This is a genomic window from Salinicola acroporae, assembly GCF_003206615.1.
GTDB lineage: Bacteria > Pseudomonadota > Gammaproteobacteria > Pseudomonadales > Halomonadaceae > Salinicola > Salinicola acroporae.
Map to the genome: position 1 here is coordinate 128,612 of NZ_PZJW01000003.1, position 16,883 is coordinate 145,494.

General features: G+C 62.8%; 15 protein-coding genes. 6 read left to right on the forward strand and 9 right to left on the reverse strand.

The window, feature by feature from the left end:
* Positions 1–49 precede the first annotated feature (49 nt).
* Positions 50–2,329 (forward strand): glucosylglycerol-phosphate synthase, encoded by a 2,280-nt coding sequence (ggpS, locus tag DOM54_RS04685; RefSeq protein WP_110715234.1) that lies wholly within the window; start codon positions 50–52, stop codon positions 2,327–2,329.
* 113 nt (positions 2,330–2,442) lie between these two features.
* Here the strand turns inward: ggpS and DOM54_RS04690 are convergent, their stop codons facing one another.
* The 4 genes from DOM54_RS04690 to rdgB all read right to left on the reverse strand — a co-directional run bounded on the left by DOM54_RS04690 (position 2,443) and on the right by rdgB (position 5,976).
* Positions 2,443–3,294 carry a 23S rRNA (adenine(2030)-N(6))-methyltransferase RlmJ gene (locus DOM54_RS04690; RefSeq protein WP_110715235.1) on the reverse strand — a complete coding sequence of 284 codons (852 nt, stop codon included), beginning with the start codon at positions 3,292–3,294 and terminating at the stop codon, positions 2,443–2,445.
* An 88-nt stretch (positions 3,295–3,382) separates the two neighbouring features.
* A complete protein-coding gene (locus DOM54_RS20515) occupies positions 3,383–4,066 on the reverse strand; it encodes a YiaD family glycine zipper/OmpA-like lipoprotein (RefSeq protein ID WP_110715377.1) in 684 nt (227 codons plus the stop codon).
* A gap of 108 nt (positions 4,067–4,174) precedes the next feature.
* Positions 4,175–5,347: a radical SAM family heme chaperone HemW gene (gene hemW, locus DOM54_RS04700; protein ID WP_110715236.1), complete on the reverse strand. Its 1,173-nt coding sequence runs from the start codon at positions 5,345–5,347 to the stop codon at positions 4,175–4,177.
* The gene (gene rdgB, locus DOM54_RS04705; RefSeq protein ID WP_110715237.1) at positions 5,344–5,976 is read right to left on the reverse strand and encodes an RdgB/HAM1 family non-canonical purine NTP pyrophosphatase; all 633 of its coding nucleotides are present in this window, start codon (positions 5,974–5,976) and stop codon (positions 5,344–5,346) included. Before rdgB ends, hemW begins: the two co-directional genes overlap by 4 nt.
* A gap of 432 nt (positions 5,977–6,408) precedes the next feature.
* Here rdgB and DOM54_RS04710 point away from each other — a divergent pair, with 432 nt between their 5' ends.
* A complete protein-coding gene (locus tag DOM54_RS04710; RefSeq protein ID WP_110715238.1) occupies positions 6,409–7,086 on the forward strand; it encodes a LuxR C-terminal-related transcriptional regulator in 678 nt (225 codons plus the stop codon).
* A gap of 63 nt (positions 7,087–7,149) precedes the next feature.
* Here the strand turns inward: DOM54_RS04710 and DOM54_RS04715 are convergent, their stop codons facing one another.
* From DOM54_RS04715 to DOM54_RS04735, 5 genes are all read right to left on the reverse strand, one after another.
* Entirely contained in the window at positions 7,150–8,712 is a 1,563-nt protein-coding gene (locus DOM54_RS04715; RefSeq protein ID WP_110715239.1) for a bifunctional aminoglycoside phosphotransferase/ATP-binding protein, read from the reverse strand.
* 31 nt (positions 8,713–8,743) lie between these two features.
* Complete coding sequence (hemL, locus tag DOM54_RS04720; RefSeq protein WP_110715240.1) at positions 8,744–10,033, reverse strand: glutamate-1-semialdehyde 2,1-aminomutase; 1,290 nt, start codon at positions 10,031–10,033, stop codon at positions 8,744–8,746.
* 10 nt (positions 10,034–10,043) lie between these two features.
* The gene (gene thiE, locus DOM54_RS04725; protein WP_110715241.1) at positions 10,044–10,751 is read right to left on the reverse strand and encodes a thiamine phosphate synthase; all 708 of its coding nucleotides are present in this window, start codon (positions 10,749–10,751) and stop codon (positions 10,044–10,046) included.
* 2 nt (positions 10,752–10,753) lie between these two features.
* Positions 10,754–11,581 carry a bifunctional hydroxymethylpyrimidine kinase/phosphomethylpyrimidine kinase gene (gene thiD / locus DOM54_RS04730; RefSeq protein WP_110715242.1) on the reverse strand — a complete coding sequence of 276 codons (828 nt, stop codon included), beginning with the start codon at positions 11,579–11,581 and terminating at the stop codon, positions 10,754–10,756.
* Positions 11,582–11,713: 132 nt separating this feature from the next.
* Positions 11,714–13,468 carry a chloride channel protein gene (locus DOM54_RS04735; RefSeq protein WP_420852730.1) on the reverse strand — a complete coding sequence of 585 codons (1,755 nt, stop codon included), beginning with the start codon at positions 13,466–13,468 and terminating at the stop codon, positions 11,714–11,716.
* A gap of 260 nt (positions 13,469–13,728) precedes the next feature.
* On the opposite strand from DOM54_RS04735, the gene erpA reads away from it, so the two are divergent.
* The 4 genes from erpA to DOM54_RS04755 all read left to right on the forward strand — a co-directional run bounded on the left by erpA (position 13,729) and on the right by DOM54_RS04755 (position 16,569).
* Positions 13,729–14,082: an iron-sulfur cluster insertion protein ErpA gene (erpA, locus tag DOM54_RS04740; RefSeq protein ID WP_110602104.1), complete on the forward strand. Its 354-nt coding sequence runs from the start codon at positions 13,729–13,731 to the stop codon at positions 14,080–14,082.
* 120 nt (positions 14,083–14,202) lie between these two features.
* Entirely contained in the window at positions 14,203–14,976 is a 774-nt protein-coding gene (locus tag DOM54_RS04745) for a transporter substrate-binding domain-containing protein (protein WP_240613770.1), read from the forward strand.
* A 136-nt stretch (positions 14,977–15,112) separates the two neighbouring features.
* Positions 15,113–15,781, forward strand: coding sequence for an amino acid ABC transporter permease (locus tag DOM54_RS04750; RefSeq protein ID WP_110601654.1), 669 nt, complete (start codon positions 15,113–15,115; stop codon positions 15,779–15,781).
* On the forward strand, positions 15,778–16,569 hold the full coding sequence (locus DOM54_RS04755; RefSeq protein WP_110715243.1) for an amino acid ABC transporter ATP-binding protein: 792 nt from the start codon (positions 15,778–15,780) through the stop codon (positions 16,567–16,569). The genes DOM54_RS04750 and DOM54_RS04755 overlap by 4 nt, the downstream gene beginning before the upstream one ends.
* Positions 16,570–16,883: the final 314 nt, after the last annotated feature.

Below are 16,883 nucleotides of genomic sequence, written 5' to 3' on the forward strand. Positions count from 1 at the left end.
CGCGCAGGGAAAATCGTCCCGGCCCCCTGAGGCCGGACAGGAGGAAAACATGCTACTTGCAACCGATCTCGACGGCACCTTTCTGGGCGGCGACTCCGAAGCCCGCCTGAGCCTTTACCAGACCATTGCCGCGCATCCGGACATCAAGCTCGCCTACATCAGTGGCCGCAGTCTGGAAGCGATCCTGCCGCTGCTGTCCGACCCAACGCTGCCTCAGCCGGACTATATCGTCGCCGATGTCGGCGCCAGCCTCTATCTGGGTGACAGCCTGCAGCCGATCCAGCCGCTGCAGAACGAGATCGATTCCCGCTGGCCCGGCGAATCCCGGATCGCCAGCGCCATGCAACGCTTTCCCGACGTGGTGCGCCAGGACGAACCGCAGCTGCGACGCTGTTCCTACTACTGCCCGCCCGAGCGCGCCACGGACGAGGCCCTGGTCGCCCTCGCCCGGGAACTGGACTGCGAGATGCTCTACTCGGCCGAGCGCTACCTCGATTTCCTGCCGAAAGGGGTCAACAAGGGCAGCAGCCTGCAGAAACTGGTCGAATGGCTCGAGATCGACGAGGAAGAAGTACTGGTGGCCGGCGACACCATGAACGATCTCGCCATGCTCACCGCCGGTTTCAAATCCGTCTGCGTCGGCGGATCCGAACCCAAACTGCTCGAGCAGACCCAGAACCAGACGCGGGTGATGCACGCCGAGAACACCGGCTGTGCCGGCATCATCGAAGCGTTTGCCCACTTCGGCTTTCTCGGCGCCCATGGCGTGGCGGCGGAGAACCGTCGCGACGAAACCCAGACCGGCAAGGCCGAGCTGGTGATGGTCTACCACCGCCTGCCTTACGAGGAGTATCGGGTCGACGGCAAGATCCAGCGCCGCCGTCCGACCTCGCCCAACGGCATCATCCCGACGCTACTGAGTTTCTTCGCCGACCAACGCGGTTCGTGGATCGCGTGGTCGATCTACGAGGAGGAGGACGAAGAGGAATTCGTCACCCACACCAGCGTCGATGCCAAGCAGTATCCGCTGCTGACGGCTGCCCGCGTTCCGCTGACCAAGGTCCAGGTCGACACTTTCTACAAACGCTTCTCCAAGGAGGCGTTCTGGCCGACCTTGCACACCTTCTGGGAGCGTGCGCACTTCCGCGAGGACGACTGGGAAGTCTACTGCGAGGTGAACCGCGCCTTCGCCGAACGCACCGCCGAAGAGGCCGCCGAGGGGGCGCTGATCTGGATTCACGATTACAACCTGTGGATGGTGCCGGCCTATCTCCGCGAGATGCGTCCCGATCTGCGTATCGCCTTCTTCCATCACACCTATTTCCCTTCGGCGGATGTCTTCAATGTGCTGCCATGGCGCCGCGAGATCATCGGCAGCCTGCTGCAGTGCGACTATGTCGCCTTCCACATCCCGCGCCAGGTCGAGAATTTCGTCGATGTCGCCCGCGGGGTCGTCCCGCTGACCACGTTGTCCCGCCAGGGCTGCGCGCCGCGATTCCTGACCTACGGCTGCGCGGTGGGACTCGAGACCATGACCACGGCGGTCGATACCGGCTCACGGGTGGTGAGGCTCGGCGCGCACCCGGTAGGACTGGATCTCAACCGGATCAGGAACGCGCTCGACCAGGAGGGCGCCAGTTCGCGCATGGCCGAACTGCGCCAGGAGTTCGAAGGCGTCAAACTGATTCTGTCGGTCGAACGACTCGATTACACCAAGGGCATTCTCGAGAAGCTCCAGGCCTACGAGCTCCTGCTCGACGAGAATCCCGAGCTGCGCGGCAAGGTCACCCTGGTCAGCATCTGCGTGCCCGCCGCCCGCGAGATGACCATCTACAACGAACTGCAGACCCAGATCGAGCAGACCATCGGTCATATCAACGGCCGCTTCGCCGATGTCGGCTGGACGCCGGTTCAATTCTACTTCCGCGGGTTCCCGTTCGAGGAGGTCGTCGCCTGGTACGCGATGGCCGACGTGATGTGGATAACACCGCTGCGTGACGGCCTCAATCTGGTCGCCAAGGAGTTCGCTGCCACCCAAGGCATGACCCAGGGCTGCGGCGTGCTGGTGCTGTCGGAGTTCGCCGGCGCAGCGGCGGAGTTGAAGGGCGCGATCCTGACCAACCCCCACGATCTTCACGATCTGGCCCGGACCTGCTACCTGGGGCTCAACCTGCCTCGCGCGGAAGCGGAGGCACGCCTGCGCCAGTTGAACGACATCGTCAGCTACAACGATATCCGACGCTGGGGCGACGAATTCATCGCCGCCATTCAGGGCCAGGAACCCGAAGGCACCGAAAGCCCGGCCAATCCGACCAGCGATCTGGTCTGACGGGCTCAGGGGCTACGGGCTACGGGCTACGGGCTACGGGCTACGGGCTACGGGCTACGGGCTACGGGCTACGGGCTACGAAAGCAGCAGGATGACGGCGCCGGGCGGCGCCGTCACGTTTCCTCGGTCCACCATTGGCCCTGGTGCCTGGCGTCATCGGCCAATACCGAGGCCAGCGTGGTGAAAGCCTGGTCGAGCTCGATGTCGAGCTGCCAGGGCGGGTTGAGCATCAGCAGCCCGCTGCCGTACATGCCACGCTCGGCAGCCGGCTCACGGATTTTCAATTCGCTGCGCCACAGCTTGGGAATGCCGGCTTGTCGCAGCGTGTCCAGCATCAGTCGATGGCGTCCGGCCGGCAGCAGCGGATACCAGATCAACACCACCGCATGCCGCACCTTTCGCACCACCTGAATCAGCGTCTCGGCGACCTCTTCGTACTCATCTTTTCTCTCGTAGCTGGGATCGACCAGCACGCACAGCCGCGGCGTGGAAACCGGCACCAGCTTCACTAGCCCCTTGAGACCATCCGCATGTCGGTGCTGCACGCCGGCGTGGGGCGATACCGTCTGATCCGACAGGTGCCGGTGCTCGCCCGGGTGCAGCTCGAACAGCGTCAGCCGGTCCTGGGGGCGCAGCATCGAGCCCAGCCACCAGGGAGAGCCGGGATAGCGACTCAGTTCGGTCCCGGACTGCAGTGTCGACAACGAGGTCAGCCACTCCCCGACGGGCGACTCGACGGCAAAGCTGCGACGCCTCTGCCACAGTCGCTCGACACCGTCACGAAACTCGCCGAGCTTCTGCGTTTCTGCTGCAGCCAACGGATAGAGACCGCGGCCGGCATGGGTATCGACGAAGCTGATGGCGGAGGATTTTCGCATCATCGCCGAGATGAGTCGCCTCAGGCCGAGATGCTTGTGAACATCGGCAAAATTGCCGGCGTGATAAGCGTGCTGGTAGGCAAGCATGTGCGTCTGTCCATCAAAAAGGGCGCGGCTCTTGGCCACGCCCGGATCCGAGATCGGTACGTCGACCGTCCCGGTAAGGCTGGTCGTCTCAGGACTGCCGGGTCGGCGTCAGGGTGATTTCGACGCGACGATTCTGGGCGCGCCCGGCATCGGTATCGTTGCTGGCGACCGGGCGTGTTTCGCCATAGCCGACCGCGTTGATCCGGCCGGCTTCGACACCACCCTGCTCGAGGTAGGTCGCCACCGACTGTGCGCGGCGCTCGGACAGCTTCTGGTTGTAGCTTTCCGAACCGGTGCTGTCGGTGTAGCCGGCCACGTTGATGCGAGTTTCCGGATAGGAGCGTAGCACCGCGTTGACATCGTTGAGGGCCTGTCTTGCCGGCGTCTGCAGATCGCTGGAATCGACTTCGAACGTCACGCTGCTCGGCATGTTGAGGATCAGGTCGTTGCCGTTACGCTCGACGCCGATGCCCGTGCCGTCCAGGCGATTGCGCAGTTCCTTCTCCTGGGAATCCATGTAGGCGCCGACGCCACCGCCAATCGCCGCGCCCGCTGCCGCACCGATCAATGCACGGTCCCGCGTGCTGCTGCCGCCATCACCGGTGAGCGCCCCGACGACGGCACCCGCCACCGCACCGATGCCGGCGCCGCCCCAGGTATTGGAGTTGCCGCCACCCTGCTGCTGCTGCTGGGTATCGGCACCGTTGGAGGCGCAGCCTGCCACCCCGACCGCCACGGCAACCGGAATGGACAACCAGAACGTCTTTTTCATCATCTTCATGCTTGGAGAGCTCCTTGCTTGCCGACCGTCACGCCTCGCCCAGTCACGAGGTGCGTGACGATGAATCCATCACTGCCCGGCCTTGGCCGGCGGGGAGAGCTACGCCTCCTCGTCGAACAGTGCGAGCAGATCGTTCAAGAATAACAGGCCTTGCGGGGTCGCTTGCAGACGTGATGGCGAAGTCATCAGCAGACCTTTGCGTCGCGCCGCGTCCAGGCGAGGCGTTAGCTCAGACAGCGGTCGCCCGGTATGGTTTTCCCAATCCTCGGCATCGACGCCTTCGGTCAGGCGCAGAGCGTTCATCAGGAATTCCAGGGGCAATGCCTGCCCCTCCACGTGCTGGCTTCCCGCCACGAATCCCCGCGGGTCGTTCATTCGGCGCAGATAGGCTTCCGGCTGCCGAGTCTTCCAGCGCCGCTCGATCCGCCACTGCCCTGCCGGGTCGATAGAGGACAGTTTGCCGTGGGCCCCGGCGCCGATTCCCAGATAGTCGCCGAAGCGCCAGTAGTTGAGATTGTGACGCGCTTGTCGCCCGGGTCGGGCGTAGGCGGAAATCTCGTAGCGCGAGAAGCCGGCCGACTCGAGCAGATCATGCCCCGCATCCTGGATATCCCAGAGCCTATCCTCATCGGGAAGCGACGGCGGATGGGAGAAGAACTCGGTGTTGGGCTCCAGCGTCAGTTGGTACCACGACAGATGTGTCGGCTCCAGCGCCAACGCCTGCTCGATGTCGCCCAGCGCGGTCGCCAGCGTCTGTCCCGGCAGACCGTGCATCAGATCGAGGTTGACGTTGTCGAAGCCCGCCTCCCGGGCGCTGGACATCGCGCGCTTCGCTTCCTCGCCACTGTGGATACGTCCCAGTGCTTCGAGTTGACCGGCGGCAAAACTCTGTACGCCAATGGAGAGCCGATTGATCCCCGAGCGCCGATACCCCTCGAAGCGCGCCTGCTCCACCGTCCCCGGATTGGCTTCCAGCGTGATCTCGATGTCCGGGGCAAAGACGAGACGCTGGCGCAGACCGTCGAACAGACGCTGGTAGGCCGCGGGGGAGAACAGGCTCGGCGTCCCGCCACCGATGAAGATGCTGACGATCTCGCGACCCTGCACTGCCACCAGATCCTGTTCGAGATCGGCCAGCAAGGCATCGACGTACCGACGTTCCGGCAACTCGGCGCCTCGACCCACGCTGTGCGAATTGAAGTCGCAATAGGGGCACTTGCGCACGCACCAAGGGACGTGGATGTATAGCGCCAGCGGTGGTAGATCCATCATTCCCGTTGCTTTTCCGATTCCCTGAGTTGCGCCAACAGTGCCTGCAGCGCACGTCCCCGGTGGCTCAGCCGATTCTTCTCCTCGGCGCTCAGTTCGGCAACGCTCATGCCCCGTTCGGGAACCCAGAACAGCGGGTCGTAGCCGAATCCCCCCTCGCCACGCGGGTAAGCCAGGATATCGCCAGGCCAGTCGCACTGGACGATCAGCGGTACCGGGTCATCCGCATGACGCAGGTAGACCAGCACACACCAGTATCGCGCCGTTCGCTTCCCCTCGGGGATCTCCTTGAGCGCTTCCAGCAGCTTGGCGTTGTTGGCGCTGTCCCTGGACTCGCCACTTCCGGAGTCCCCGGCATAGCGCGCCGAGTAGATACCTGGCGCGCCCGCGAGGGCATCGACCGCCAGACCGGAGTCGTCGGCCAGCGCCGGTAGACCACTGGCACGGGCGGCGGCGCGCGCCTTGAGGATGGCATTTTCGACGAACGTCAATCCGGTCTCCTCGACGTCGTCGACGCCGAAGTCCGACTGCGGCTGGACCTGCAGCCCCAACGGACTGAGAAGCTGTTGAAATTCAACCAGCTTTCCAGGATTGCCACTGGCGACGACCAAATTTTCTGTGGGCGGGTTCATGGAGTAGATTCCTGGCAAAACGTTCATTCTACGGGGCGTGGCATTCGAGGCATAGGAAACCTGGGCCGGGAAGCCATCAACCACTCATCATATCGGGATGAGAAACCTCAGTAATTTTCCTGTCGAAGTTTCCGAACCCTCGCGAGCGCTAGCGTGTTTTTTCTCGAAAAGGAAACATTGGTTTTTAAAAAGGCTACGAAAAAATGAAACCTAAGCGATTGATTCAAAATGTAAAAAAAGAAAAATTAAGGAACGCTTAGCTGTCGTCTCCATGTCACTTTTTGAAAACCTCAATACCCTATATTTACAACGCATGGGTTTTATTAACACTATTGAGCTCCAACAATCACGGAGCCGCAGTAGGTTGCTCAGCCAAGGGTCACAGCGAAAAAGCGTAAAACACTAATTAAAATCCTTCGAAGGGATCAGACCATGAACACCGAACACACCGATATCGTTCTTGTTACGGATTGTAACTCTCAATCCGTACTATTTCTGGATTACATACATCAGAAAACGGGTTGCCGAGTTTCGGCACTCAGCCCCCAGGATCGTTTCCCGGTACCCGAGGGCAGCAGGGTACTCGTACTACTGGATGGAGATCACGTTCAAGAGAAAGACCTGCTGGCCTGGAACACCAGAGCCGAGGAGAACGATGCCATCATCCTGTCGGCTTTCAATGTCCGCGACAACAAGCAGGTCATGGAGCTGCTGATCGGCATCCACCTCCGCGGCGTTTTCTATCGTCAGGACAGTCTCGAGCTCATCTGTAAGGGGATCATCAAGCTTCTCGGCGGAGAACTCTGGATCTCCCGGCCACTCTCGGCAATGTTGATCGACTTCTATCGCCGCCAACAGGTCAACACCTACCGGCCCGTGTGCGGTCTGACACGAAGGGAACTGGAGATCGTCACGCTGCTGGTTTCCGGAGCGAGCAATACGGAGATCGCGGAAAAGCTGTTCGTGAGCGAGCATACAGTCAAGTCGCACCTCTACAACCTCTTCCGCAAGATCAACGTCCACAACCGCATTCAGGCAACCAACTGGGCACGGCAGAACCTGGGAACGATTCCGGTCATGGCCTCGCGCTATGCCAACGGGCGTCGCTAAACCTGCCGAGTAACACCCTGTCACCTAGCCGGGAAGCCAGTGAAACATGGCTTCCCGGCTCTCTCAGTTAAGCCGCATCCTCTCCTGAATCAGAGACGCGAGCGTCAGATTGGCATCCGGCGCGGTGGTATCGAGATGTACCAGGTGGGTCGTCTCGTCACTGGCGAACGGCTCGAAACGCTGAAGCTGCCGTTCCAGAATCGAAAGACTCCGCTCGGAAGGCTCTCCGCTACGCCTGGCACGTTTGACGATACGGGCCCGCAATGTCGCCCGGTCGGCCTCGAAACTGACGATCAGTACCGGCAGGCCACGCTTCTCGGCTTCGAAACGTAGCCGCTTGCGCTGTTCCAGCAGCAGGCAGGTGGCATCGATGCATGCCGGCAACCCCGCTTCGAGTACCGTCCCTGTCAGTTCGGCCAGGCGACGATAGGTCTGGTCGGTCGCTGTCTCGCTGTAGACGGCTTTTGCATCGTCGGGTGCCGCGGTGAAATCGAAAAGCCGCTTGCGTTCGACATCGGACCGGATCCGCACCCCGCCCAGCCGCCGCACGATCTCCTCGGTGAACCGGCTCTTGCCACTGCCGGAGACGCCGACCGCCAGGATCAGGTAAGGAAAGCGGAACTCGCTGTACTCCTGAGCCATTGTCAGATAACGGCGGAAGACCTCTATCGGTTCGCCACCGGGCAGATCGTCCATCACCCCGGCATCGTGGTCCCGTACCAGCTCGATCCGGGCTCTCAGCAAGGCTCGATAACGCTTGTAGAAGTTGAGCAGCCGCACCGCCTGGTAGTCGCCGGACAGCTCGAGATACCGGTTGAGCGCATAATGGGCGAATTCCCGCTCGCCACGGGCTTCCAGATCCATGATCAGGAAGGCGAGCTCGCAGGCCACGTCGCACCAGCGCAGTCGATCGTTGAACTCGATGCCGTTGAACAGGATCGCCTTGCCTTCGAACCGCACCGCATTGCCAAGATGGATGTCACCATGGCTCTCGCGGATGAAGCCCTCTCTCCAGCGCGATGCCAGAATGGGTTCCAGGCGCGCGAAGCTCTCGAGCGTCAACGTCTTGACGTTGGCTAGCTGCTCGAGATCGCGAGGCGATTCCAGCAGCGGCTCGATCACGTCGAATTCGTCGACCAGCATTTCGTGAATGCTCGACGGCGACCCCAGGGGATTGTCCCCCGAGGCGCTGGGAGCGGATTCGTGAAGCGCCACCAGTTGGTCGATGAGATCGTCGATCAGCTCCGCCGACAGTTCTCCACTGGCCTGCAGCGAACTCAGCAGATGACGGGTGCTGAACTGGCGCATCTTGACCGCGTACTCGATCGGCGCGCTGTCGTCGTTGACCCTGGGCGCCTCCTCGGTGCCCGAGATGGCCACACAGCCAAGGTAGAGCGCCGGCGCCACGCGGCGATTCAGCGCGACCTCCTGCTCGCAGAGGCGCCGGCGCTTCTCCAGCGTCGAGAAATCGAGAAAGCTACCGTAATCCAGCGACTTCTTGATCTTGTAAGCATAATCGCCGGTCGATACCACCCAGGAGATGGGGGTTTCGAACACTTCGACGGCGCCGATCGGATGATCGAAACAATCACTCTCCTTGAGCGCCTGTATCAGCGTTCGGCTCATGCGTCGTCTCCCTGTCAGTGGCGTTCGTGACTCATTGTTGACGCATGGCGGCGAAGGCACGCTCGCTGGCCATCAAGGTCGTCTGAATATGGTCATGGGTGTGAGCGCTGGACATGAATCCGGCCTCGAATGCCGAGGGTGCCAGGTAGACGCCGGACTCGAGCATGTGCGAGAAGAAATCGCGGAACGCCTGGGCATCGCACGCCATGGTCTGGCCAAAATTATCGACCCGCTGTTGGGCGGTGAAGAACAAGCCGAACATGCCGCCGGCACGCTGGGTGATCATCTCGATACCGGCATCGCGGGCGCGTGTCTCGAGCCCGTCGCAGAGCGTCTCGACCCGGGTGGACAGCGCCTCGTGAAAGCCTGGCTGGCGTACCTTCTCGAGCAGCGTGATACCGGCCGCCATCGCCAGCGGATTCCCCGATAGCGTGCCGGCCTGATAGACCGGACCCAGCGGTGATATCTGTTCCATGATGTCGCGCTTGCCACCGAAGGCGCCGACCGGCATGCCACCGCCGACGATCTTGCCGAGGCAGGTCAGATCCGGCGTGATCCCGTAGTGCGCCTGGGCACCGCCCAGCGCCACCCGGAAGCCGGTCATCACCTCATCGAAGATCAATACGCTGCCGTGGCTGTCGCACACCTCGCGCAGGGCTTCCAGGAAACCGGGCTGCGGCGGTATGCAGTTCATGTTGCCGGCCACCGGCTCGACGATGATGCAGGCGATCTGTTCGCCCATGGCCTCGAAGCATTCATGCACGGCTTCGATGTCATTGTAAGAGAGCGTTATGGTGTGTTCGGCCAGTGACGCCGGCACGCCGGGCGAACTGGGCTCGCCGTGGGTCAAGGCACCGGAACCGGCTTTCACCAGCAGCGAGTCCGAGTGACCATGGTAGTTGCCCTCGAACTTGACGATCTTGTCGCGTCCGGTATATCCCCGCGCCAGCCGGATCGCCGACATGGTCGCCTCGGTACCGGAGTTGACCATGCGTACCATGTCGATGGAGGGAAGGATCTCGCAGATCAGGTCGGCCATGGTGGTCTCGATCGCTGTCGGCGTCCCGAACGAGAGCCCACTGTCGAGCCGCTCGCGGACGGCGTTGAGCACCTCGGGATCGGCATGTCCTGTGATCATCGGCCCCCAGGAGCCCACGTAGTCGATATAACGCTTGCCCTCGACGTCGAACAGATAGGCACCCTGAGCGCGCTCGATGAAGACCGGCGGCTGGGACATGCCCTTGAAGGCTCTTACCGGAGAGTTTACGCCGCCGGGAATGTGGCGGCAGGCACGCTCGAAGAGTTCGGCGGATGTGGTCATGGTGTTCTCTCTAGCGTTGATCGATGACAGAGTGACGGTCGATCGTGGTATTCGGCGAAGCGCCATCGCCAATCTGGAGTTGGAGTTCGCGCACCGCCCGCGCGACATCCGGCCTACCGAAAACGGCATGGACCACCGCCAGGATCTCGGCACCGGCCTGTCGTGCCTCGGAGGCGGTGCGAGCATCGATGCCACCGATGGCGACCCGGGGCAACCCCAGATGAGCCACCTCCTCGAGTATCGATAGCGACGCCGGCGCAGCCTCCGGCTTGGTGCGCGAGGCGAAGAAGCGCCCGAACGCCAGATAGCTGGCACCCGATTCGGCCGCTTGGCGCGCCAGGACCGGTGAATCATGGCAGGTGGCACCGACGATGGCTCGGTCGCCCAGCCGTTGCCTGGCGGTTGCCAGCGAGACGTCGTCCTGACCGACGTGCAATCCGACGATATCCCCCCAACGCTGCTGCAGTCGCAGCGCCAGTTCCAGATCGTCGTTGACGATCAGCGGCACCGCATGGCGCTCGCACAGTGCGGCCAAGGCATCGCCCTGCCGCCAACGCCGCGCGGTATCCGCGGATTTGTCACGGTACTGCAGCAGCGCGATCCCCTCGCTCAGCGCCGATTCGCAGGCCGCGAGCAGCGTGCGATCATCCGGCAACAGCTGGCTGTCGGTGATCGCGTAAAGTCCATTCAGGGTCGATGAAGGCGGGCGCGTCGACATCATCACTCCAGCGTGGCATCGAAGTCCGGCGCACGCCAGACCCGGTCCGGTAGATACTGGCCCTGACCCAGCGCCAGACCATTGTCCAGCGTATCCCAGGTGAACCGCTGCGCCTGGGCGCAGGCTGCCGCGAGTCCCTCGCCGGCGGCCAGCCGGGTCGCCAACGCCGACGCCAGCGTGCAGCCGGAGCCGTGATAGTCGGCAGGCAGGCGCGGCCACTGCCACTGCCGGTTGAGCTCGGGCGTGTGCAAGGTGTGAACCACGTGGGCCTGCGTCGATTCCTGCCCCAGGGGATCGGTACCGGTCACCAGCACCGCGGCGCACCCCAGCGACATCACCTCGACCACTCGAGCCACTTCATCGGCGTCGTCGATCGTGGAAAGCAGCGCCAGTTCGCGACGGTTGGGTGTCAAGATATCCACAAGAGGTAGCAGACGATGGCGAATCGGTTCGATCAGAGCGGGTGTGGATAAATCGGAACCGCGACCACTGCGCAGGACCGGGTCGACGATCAGCGGCGTGCCGGGGCTCATCCGGGCGACATCGATCACCGCTTCCAGCACCTCGAGATCGGGGATCAACCCCACCTTGATCGCCGCGATACGAAAATCGTCGAACAGCACGCGGGCCGCACGGCGAATGAAATCGCCGCTGCACGATTCGACGCTGACCACGTCGCGGGTCGACTGGACGGTCATGGCGGTGGGCACGGTCACCGGCCAGCCACCGCAGCCGCGCACGGCCTCGGCATCCGCGACCAGCCCCGCGCCACCGCTGGGATCGTGGCCCGCCAGCACCATGACCACGGGCTTGTCCTCGTAGCGAATCATGACGTCCCTCCCGGGACGCTCGTCACCGCCAGGGAGCGTGTGGCGAGATGGCCGTTCATCTCTCGCATGGGTGCTCTCCTCATCGATCGCTTCGGTGTGTCCTGAGTCTCGACACCAGGCGCGTTCATCCTATCAACGTTTACGTCGATAATAGTTCTCGATCGCCTCGCGAGTGATGATACCGGAAATCTTGCGAATCATCGGCGCCGTGGTGTGCTCGACGTAAAGCGCGTCGACACCGGATTCGTTGAGCGTGTCGTAAGCCTCGGAGAGCGTCGCCTCCAAGTGTACCGGCGCCAGATCGAGACGCTGCCCCGGCACCTCCTCGAGATCGATACGCTCATGCTCCGCGAGCCAGTCCTCATCGTGCAGCACCCGCGCCAGGTGGGCAGCCTTCATCGCCAGTGGCGGCTTGTCCTTGTTGTCCTGGATGATCACCAGCCAGGTCGGCTTGGAATCGAGCAGCGCCTTGGCCCTGTCATGATCGATGATCCTCGGCGTGCGGACCAGATTGCGCTCCATCACTGCCGGTACGGCGACCCGCGACAACGCCTGCATCAGCGGTTGCTGCAGCGGATGGAGCCCTTGCTGGGTCAGGCTGGAGAGAAAGAATCCCTGACAGCGGCAGAGCTGGCGTGCGGTGAGAACGGCGACCACCACCGCCAGCATGCCCGGCAGCATGATCGATGAGTTGCGGGTCAGTTCCAGCAACGCCAACAGGGCTGCCAGCGGGGCCTGAAGCGCCGCCGCCATCATCGCCGCCATGCCAAGTACCGCGTAGAGATTGGGCGTGGTGACCACGCTCGGCAGCAGCGCCCCGCCGACCATGCCCATCACCGCGCCGACCGCCGCACCGGAAACCAGCATCGGCCCGATCACCCCGACCGGCACGCCACCCGCCATGCAGAGTCCGGTCAGCGCCAGCTTGACCACCGCCAGCACCAGCAGCACGTCCAACGCCATCGGCCCGTTGAGCATCTGCTCAAGACTGTCGTAGCCGATCCCCTGTACCTGCGGGTACCACCATGCCACGGCTCCGGTGAGCAGACCGATGGTCGCCAGCCGCAGGGCGAAGGGGACTCGGGCGATCGATGGATGCCCCTGGGCCAGGCGCACGAATCCACCGGCCAGGACACCGACGACCAGCGCGGTCAACACGATCCAGGGGAGGTCCAGCAACGAATTGAGCTGCAGCGGCGGCACGCTGAACGCCGGCTCCGACCCGTAGACCGCCCACGACACCAGCGCGCCCATGGTAGCGGCGAGTATCACCGGCATGAAGCCGGCGATGGTGTACTCCATCATCACCACTTCCATGGCGAAGATGACACCGGCGATGGGCGTGTTGAACGACGCGGAAATGCCCGCTGCGGTGCCACAGGCCACCAACACGCGCAGGCTGTTGTGCGGCAGCCGCAACCGCGAGCCAATCCAGCTCGAGGCCGCGGAGCCGAGATGGATCGCCGGCCCCTCGCGGCCAGCCGACAGCCCGCCGATGACCGAGATCACCCCGACCCACCACTGGTTGATCCAGTTGCGCAGCGGCATCTTGCCCTGGTGGTAGGCGAGGCGCTCGATGACATGGCCGATCCCCATCTTCAGCGCCCGGCTGGGCTGCGGCCACAGCCAGAGTCCGATCAAGGCGACCGCGATCAGCGGGAGCACCGCGCGAAACGTTGGCGGCAGCGTCTCGAAGGCTTCGGGATTGTCACCGGGGATGAATAACAAGGCCCCGAACTCCAGCAACAGCCGGAAGACGACCATCACGGAACCCGTCAGAATGCCGGCGAAAATCCCCAGCAGGCAGAGTTGGGGCATGGCATCCACGCTCGCCAACTGGCGTCGGAAACGTTCGAGGCTGGGACGTCGTGGGACGAACCGCGGCACGCGTGACAAACTCTCCTCCTTGCCCGATCTCGACCGCTCGTCTTTGGTGCGCGATACCTGCCATGGTGGGCGGTCACATCGTGCGAGCGTTACGTAACTGACATCATACACCGATCCACGACTGTCGGCGGTGAGTGCCGCCGACACTAAAGTTGACCCTTTTACTCGGTATTAACGATAATGGAGCTGTGATGGCGGCCCCGCCGCCCTACGTCATTATCGACAGTCCGGTCACGGCCGGCACCAACGGGAGCGTGACGATGAGTACAGTGGAGTCCTTCGCTCCAACCCCGATGTTCTTCACTGATGCCGCCGCCAGGCGGGTCAGGGCACTGGTCGCCGAAGAGAACAACCCCGAGCTGAAGCTGCGGGTCTATGTCACGGGTGGTGGCTGTTCGGGGTTCCAGTATGGATTCGACCTCGGCGACAAGACGGCCGAGGACGATACCGTCATCGACAACGGCGACGTCAGTCTGGTGGTGGATCCTCTCTCCTATCAGTATCTGGTGGGTTCGACGGTGGATTTCGAGGAGGGGCTCGCTGGCGCCCGATTCGTCATCAAGAACCCCAACGCCCAGTCCACCTGCGGCTGTGGGGCCTCGTTTTCTGTCTGAACCGGCAGTGACTAACGGTCCGCCGTCCCTGGCTGCGGCCTAGGTCGACTTGACCTTCAGTAACAATCTTCCTCAAGGTAGTCATTGATTGTCCCGATCGAACAATGACTTGAGGAACTTATGAAAAACAACATGACGCCGAGCCACTGGCTCGCCATCCCCGCCGTCGCACTCTCCCTGAGCGTTTCCGGGCTGGCCTCTGCTCAGGACACCACGCTCAAGGCCGTCACCGATCCCAGCTTCGTCCCGTTCGAGATGATGGATCAGGAGAGCGGAGAGATGGTCGGTTTCGATATGGACATCCTTCACGAGATCGCCGATCGCGCAGGTTTCGACGTCGATCTCAACACCATGGATTTCAACGGCATCATCCCCGCCGTGCAAACCGGCAACGTCGACCTGGCCATCGCCGGCATCACCATCACCGACGAGCGCCAGCAGATCGTCGACTTCAGCGATCCCTACTACGATTCCGGCCTGCGCATCCTGGTTGCCGATGGCAGCGACGTCAGCTCGCTGGACGACCTCGAAGGCAAGCGCATCGCCACCAAGATCGGCTCCACCAGCTACGACTACCTGCAGGAAAAACTGGGCGATAGCGCCGAAATCACGCCCTATCCGGGCAGTTCCGACATGTACATGGCCCTGATGGGCGGCAGCGCCGATGCGGTCTTCTACGACGCCCCCAACGTGGGCTATTTCGCCCAGACCAAGGGCGAGGGCAAGGTCAAGACGGTCGGTCCGCTCTACGAGGGCCAGCAGTACGGTATCGCCTTCGCCAAGGGGAGCGACTGGGTCGAGCCGGCCAATGAGGCGCTCGAGGCCATGCATGAGGACGGCACCTACGACGATATCCACAAGAAGTGGTTCGGCGAAGCACCGGAATCCGAGTGACCGCACCCGCCTGACCGGGGGCCGACGCCAGTGGCGCGGCCCCCGGATGGTTTGTGGAGAACGCCACTCCCAGAGTGGCCGGAGATCTCTCGTCGTGACGCGATGAGAGATCTCATCGTTGCCAACGGAGATCCCCGTGGAATTCAACTTCCAGTTCGACTGGCAGGCGGCCATCGATTCGCTGCCGTTCCTGCTCAAGGGCTTGCCCTACACCCTGCTCATCTCCTTCGCCGGCCTCGCCATCGGCTTCGTCATCGGCATCGTCTTCGGATTGATGCGAATCGGCCCTTCACGCTGGATACGCTGGCCCGCCGTCGTCTACGTGGAGGTGTTTCGCGGCACCCCAGTGCTGGTCCAGGTCCTGTTCATCTTCTATGGCCTGCCGACGCTACTCGGTGGCCCCATCGACGCATTGACCGCCGGGATCGCGGCCATCGCCCTCAACGCCGGCGCCTATATCTCCGAGATCGTGCGCGGCGGCGTGCAATCGATCGAGCGGGGCCAGCGCGAGGCCGGGCTGTCGCTGGGGCTTTCCCCGCCCCAGACCTTTCGCTACGTGATCTGGCCACAGGCGCTACGCCGGATGATTCCCGCACTCGGCAACCAGGGCATCGTCAGTATCAAGGACACTTCGCTGTTCTCGGTCATCGGTGTGGGCGAGCTGGTCCGCCAGGGTCAGGTCTATATCGCCAATACCTTCACCGCGCTGGAGGTCTATTTCATGATCGCCCTGCTCTACCTGGCGATTACCCTGAGTCTGTCGTTGGCTCTGAGTCTGCTCGAACGCAAGGGGTTAGTGGGATGAACGATAGCGCAAACCGGCAAGAGACCGCCCAATCGTCCGGCTCATCGCCGATCGTGCGTCTCGAAGGGGTCAACAAGCACTTTGGCCGCCTGCACGTGATGCAGGACATCGACCTGAGCGTGGCCCAGGGCGAGGTCGTGGTAATCATCGGCGCCAGTGGCTCGGGAAAATCGACGCTGATCCGCTGCGTCAATGGTCTCGAGCCATTCCAGTCCGGTCGTATCGAGGTCGACGGCAAGACGCTGCTGCCCAATGGCGCCAGCGGCAAGTCGCTGCAGGCAGTCCGTACCGAGGTCGGCATGGTGTTCCAGCAGTTCAACCTGTTCCCGCATCTGTCGATCCGCGACAACGTCACCCTGGCGCCACGCAAGGTCCGCGGCATGACCCGGCGGCAGGCCAATGCCATCGCCGACAGGCTACTGGAGCGGGTCGGCATCTCGGATCAGGCCGACAAACATCCGACTCAACTCTCCGGGGGACAGCAACAGCGGGTGGCGCTGGCCCGGGCGTTGGCCATGGAACCTCGCCTGATGCTGTTCGACGAGCCGACCTCCGCGCTGGATCCGGAGATGATCGGTGAAGTGCTGGATGCCATGCGGGAACTGGTCAACGACGGCATGACCATGATGATCGTCACCCACGAAATGGGCTTCGCCCGCGAGGTCGCCGATCGCGTGGTATTCGTCCACGGCGGCCAGATCGTCGAACAAGGCCCACCCGATCAGCTGTTCGATCAGCCCCGCCACGAGCGCACCCAAGCGTTTCTCTCCCGCGTGCTCAAGCACTAGCGCTCGGTTCACAAACAGAAAGCGCGGATGGGTCTCCTCCGCGCCTCCCCCGATCCCTCTTTGTCTCCTCCCTTTTATTGGCTCATCCAGACCGGATTCGGTCCCAGGCGTCGTGCGATCGAGCTCGTCGGGGCCGGAAAAATCGATAGCGTGCCCCGGATTTCATCACCCGTGGGTTATCCCGAAGCGTATTTTTTGCCTGTGGACAGTTTTTTCACCGATCTGCCTCCAGCCCTGACGCCTCAGGCACCTCGGCACGATCGGGGGTTTGTTGACCGTCGCGGTAACAGCTACCGTATGCAGCGGTGGATAAC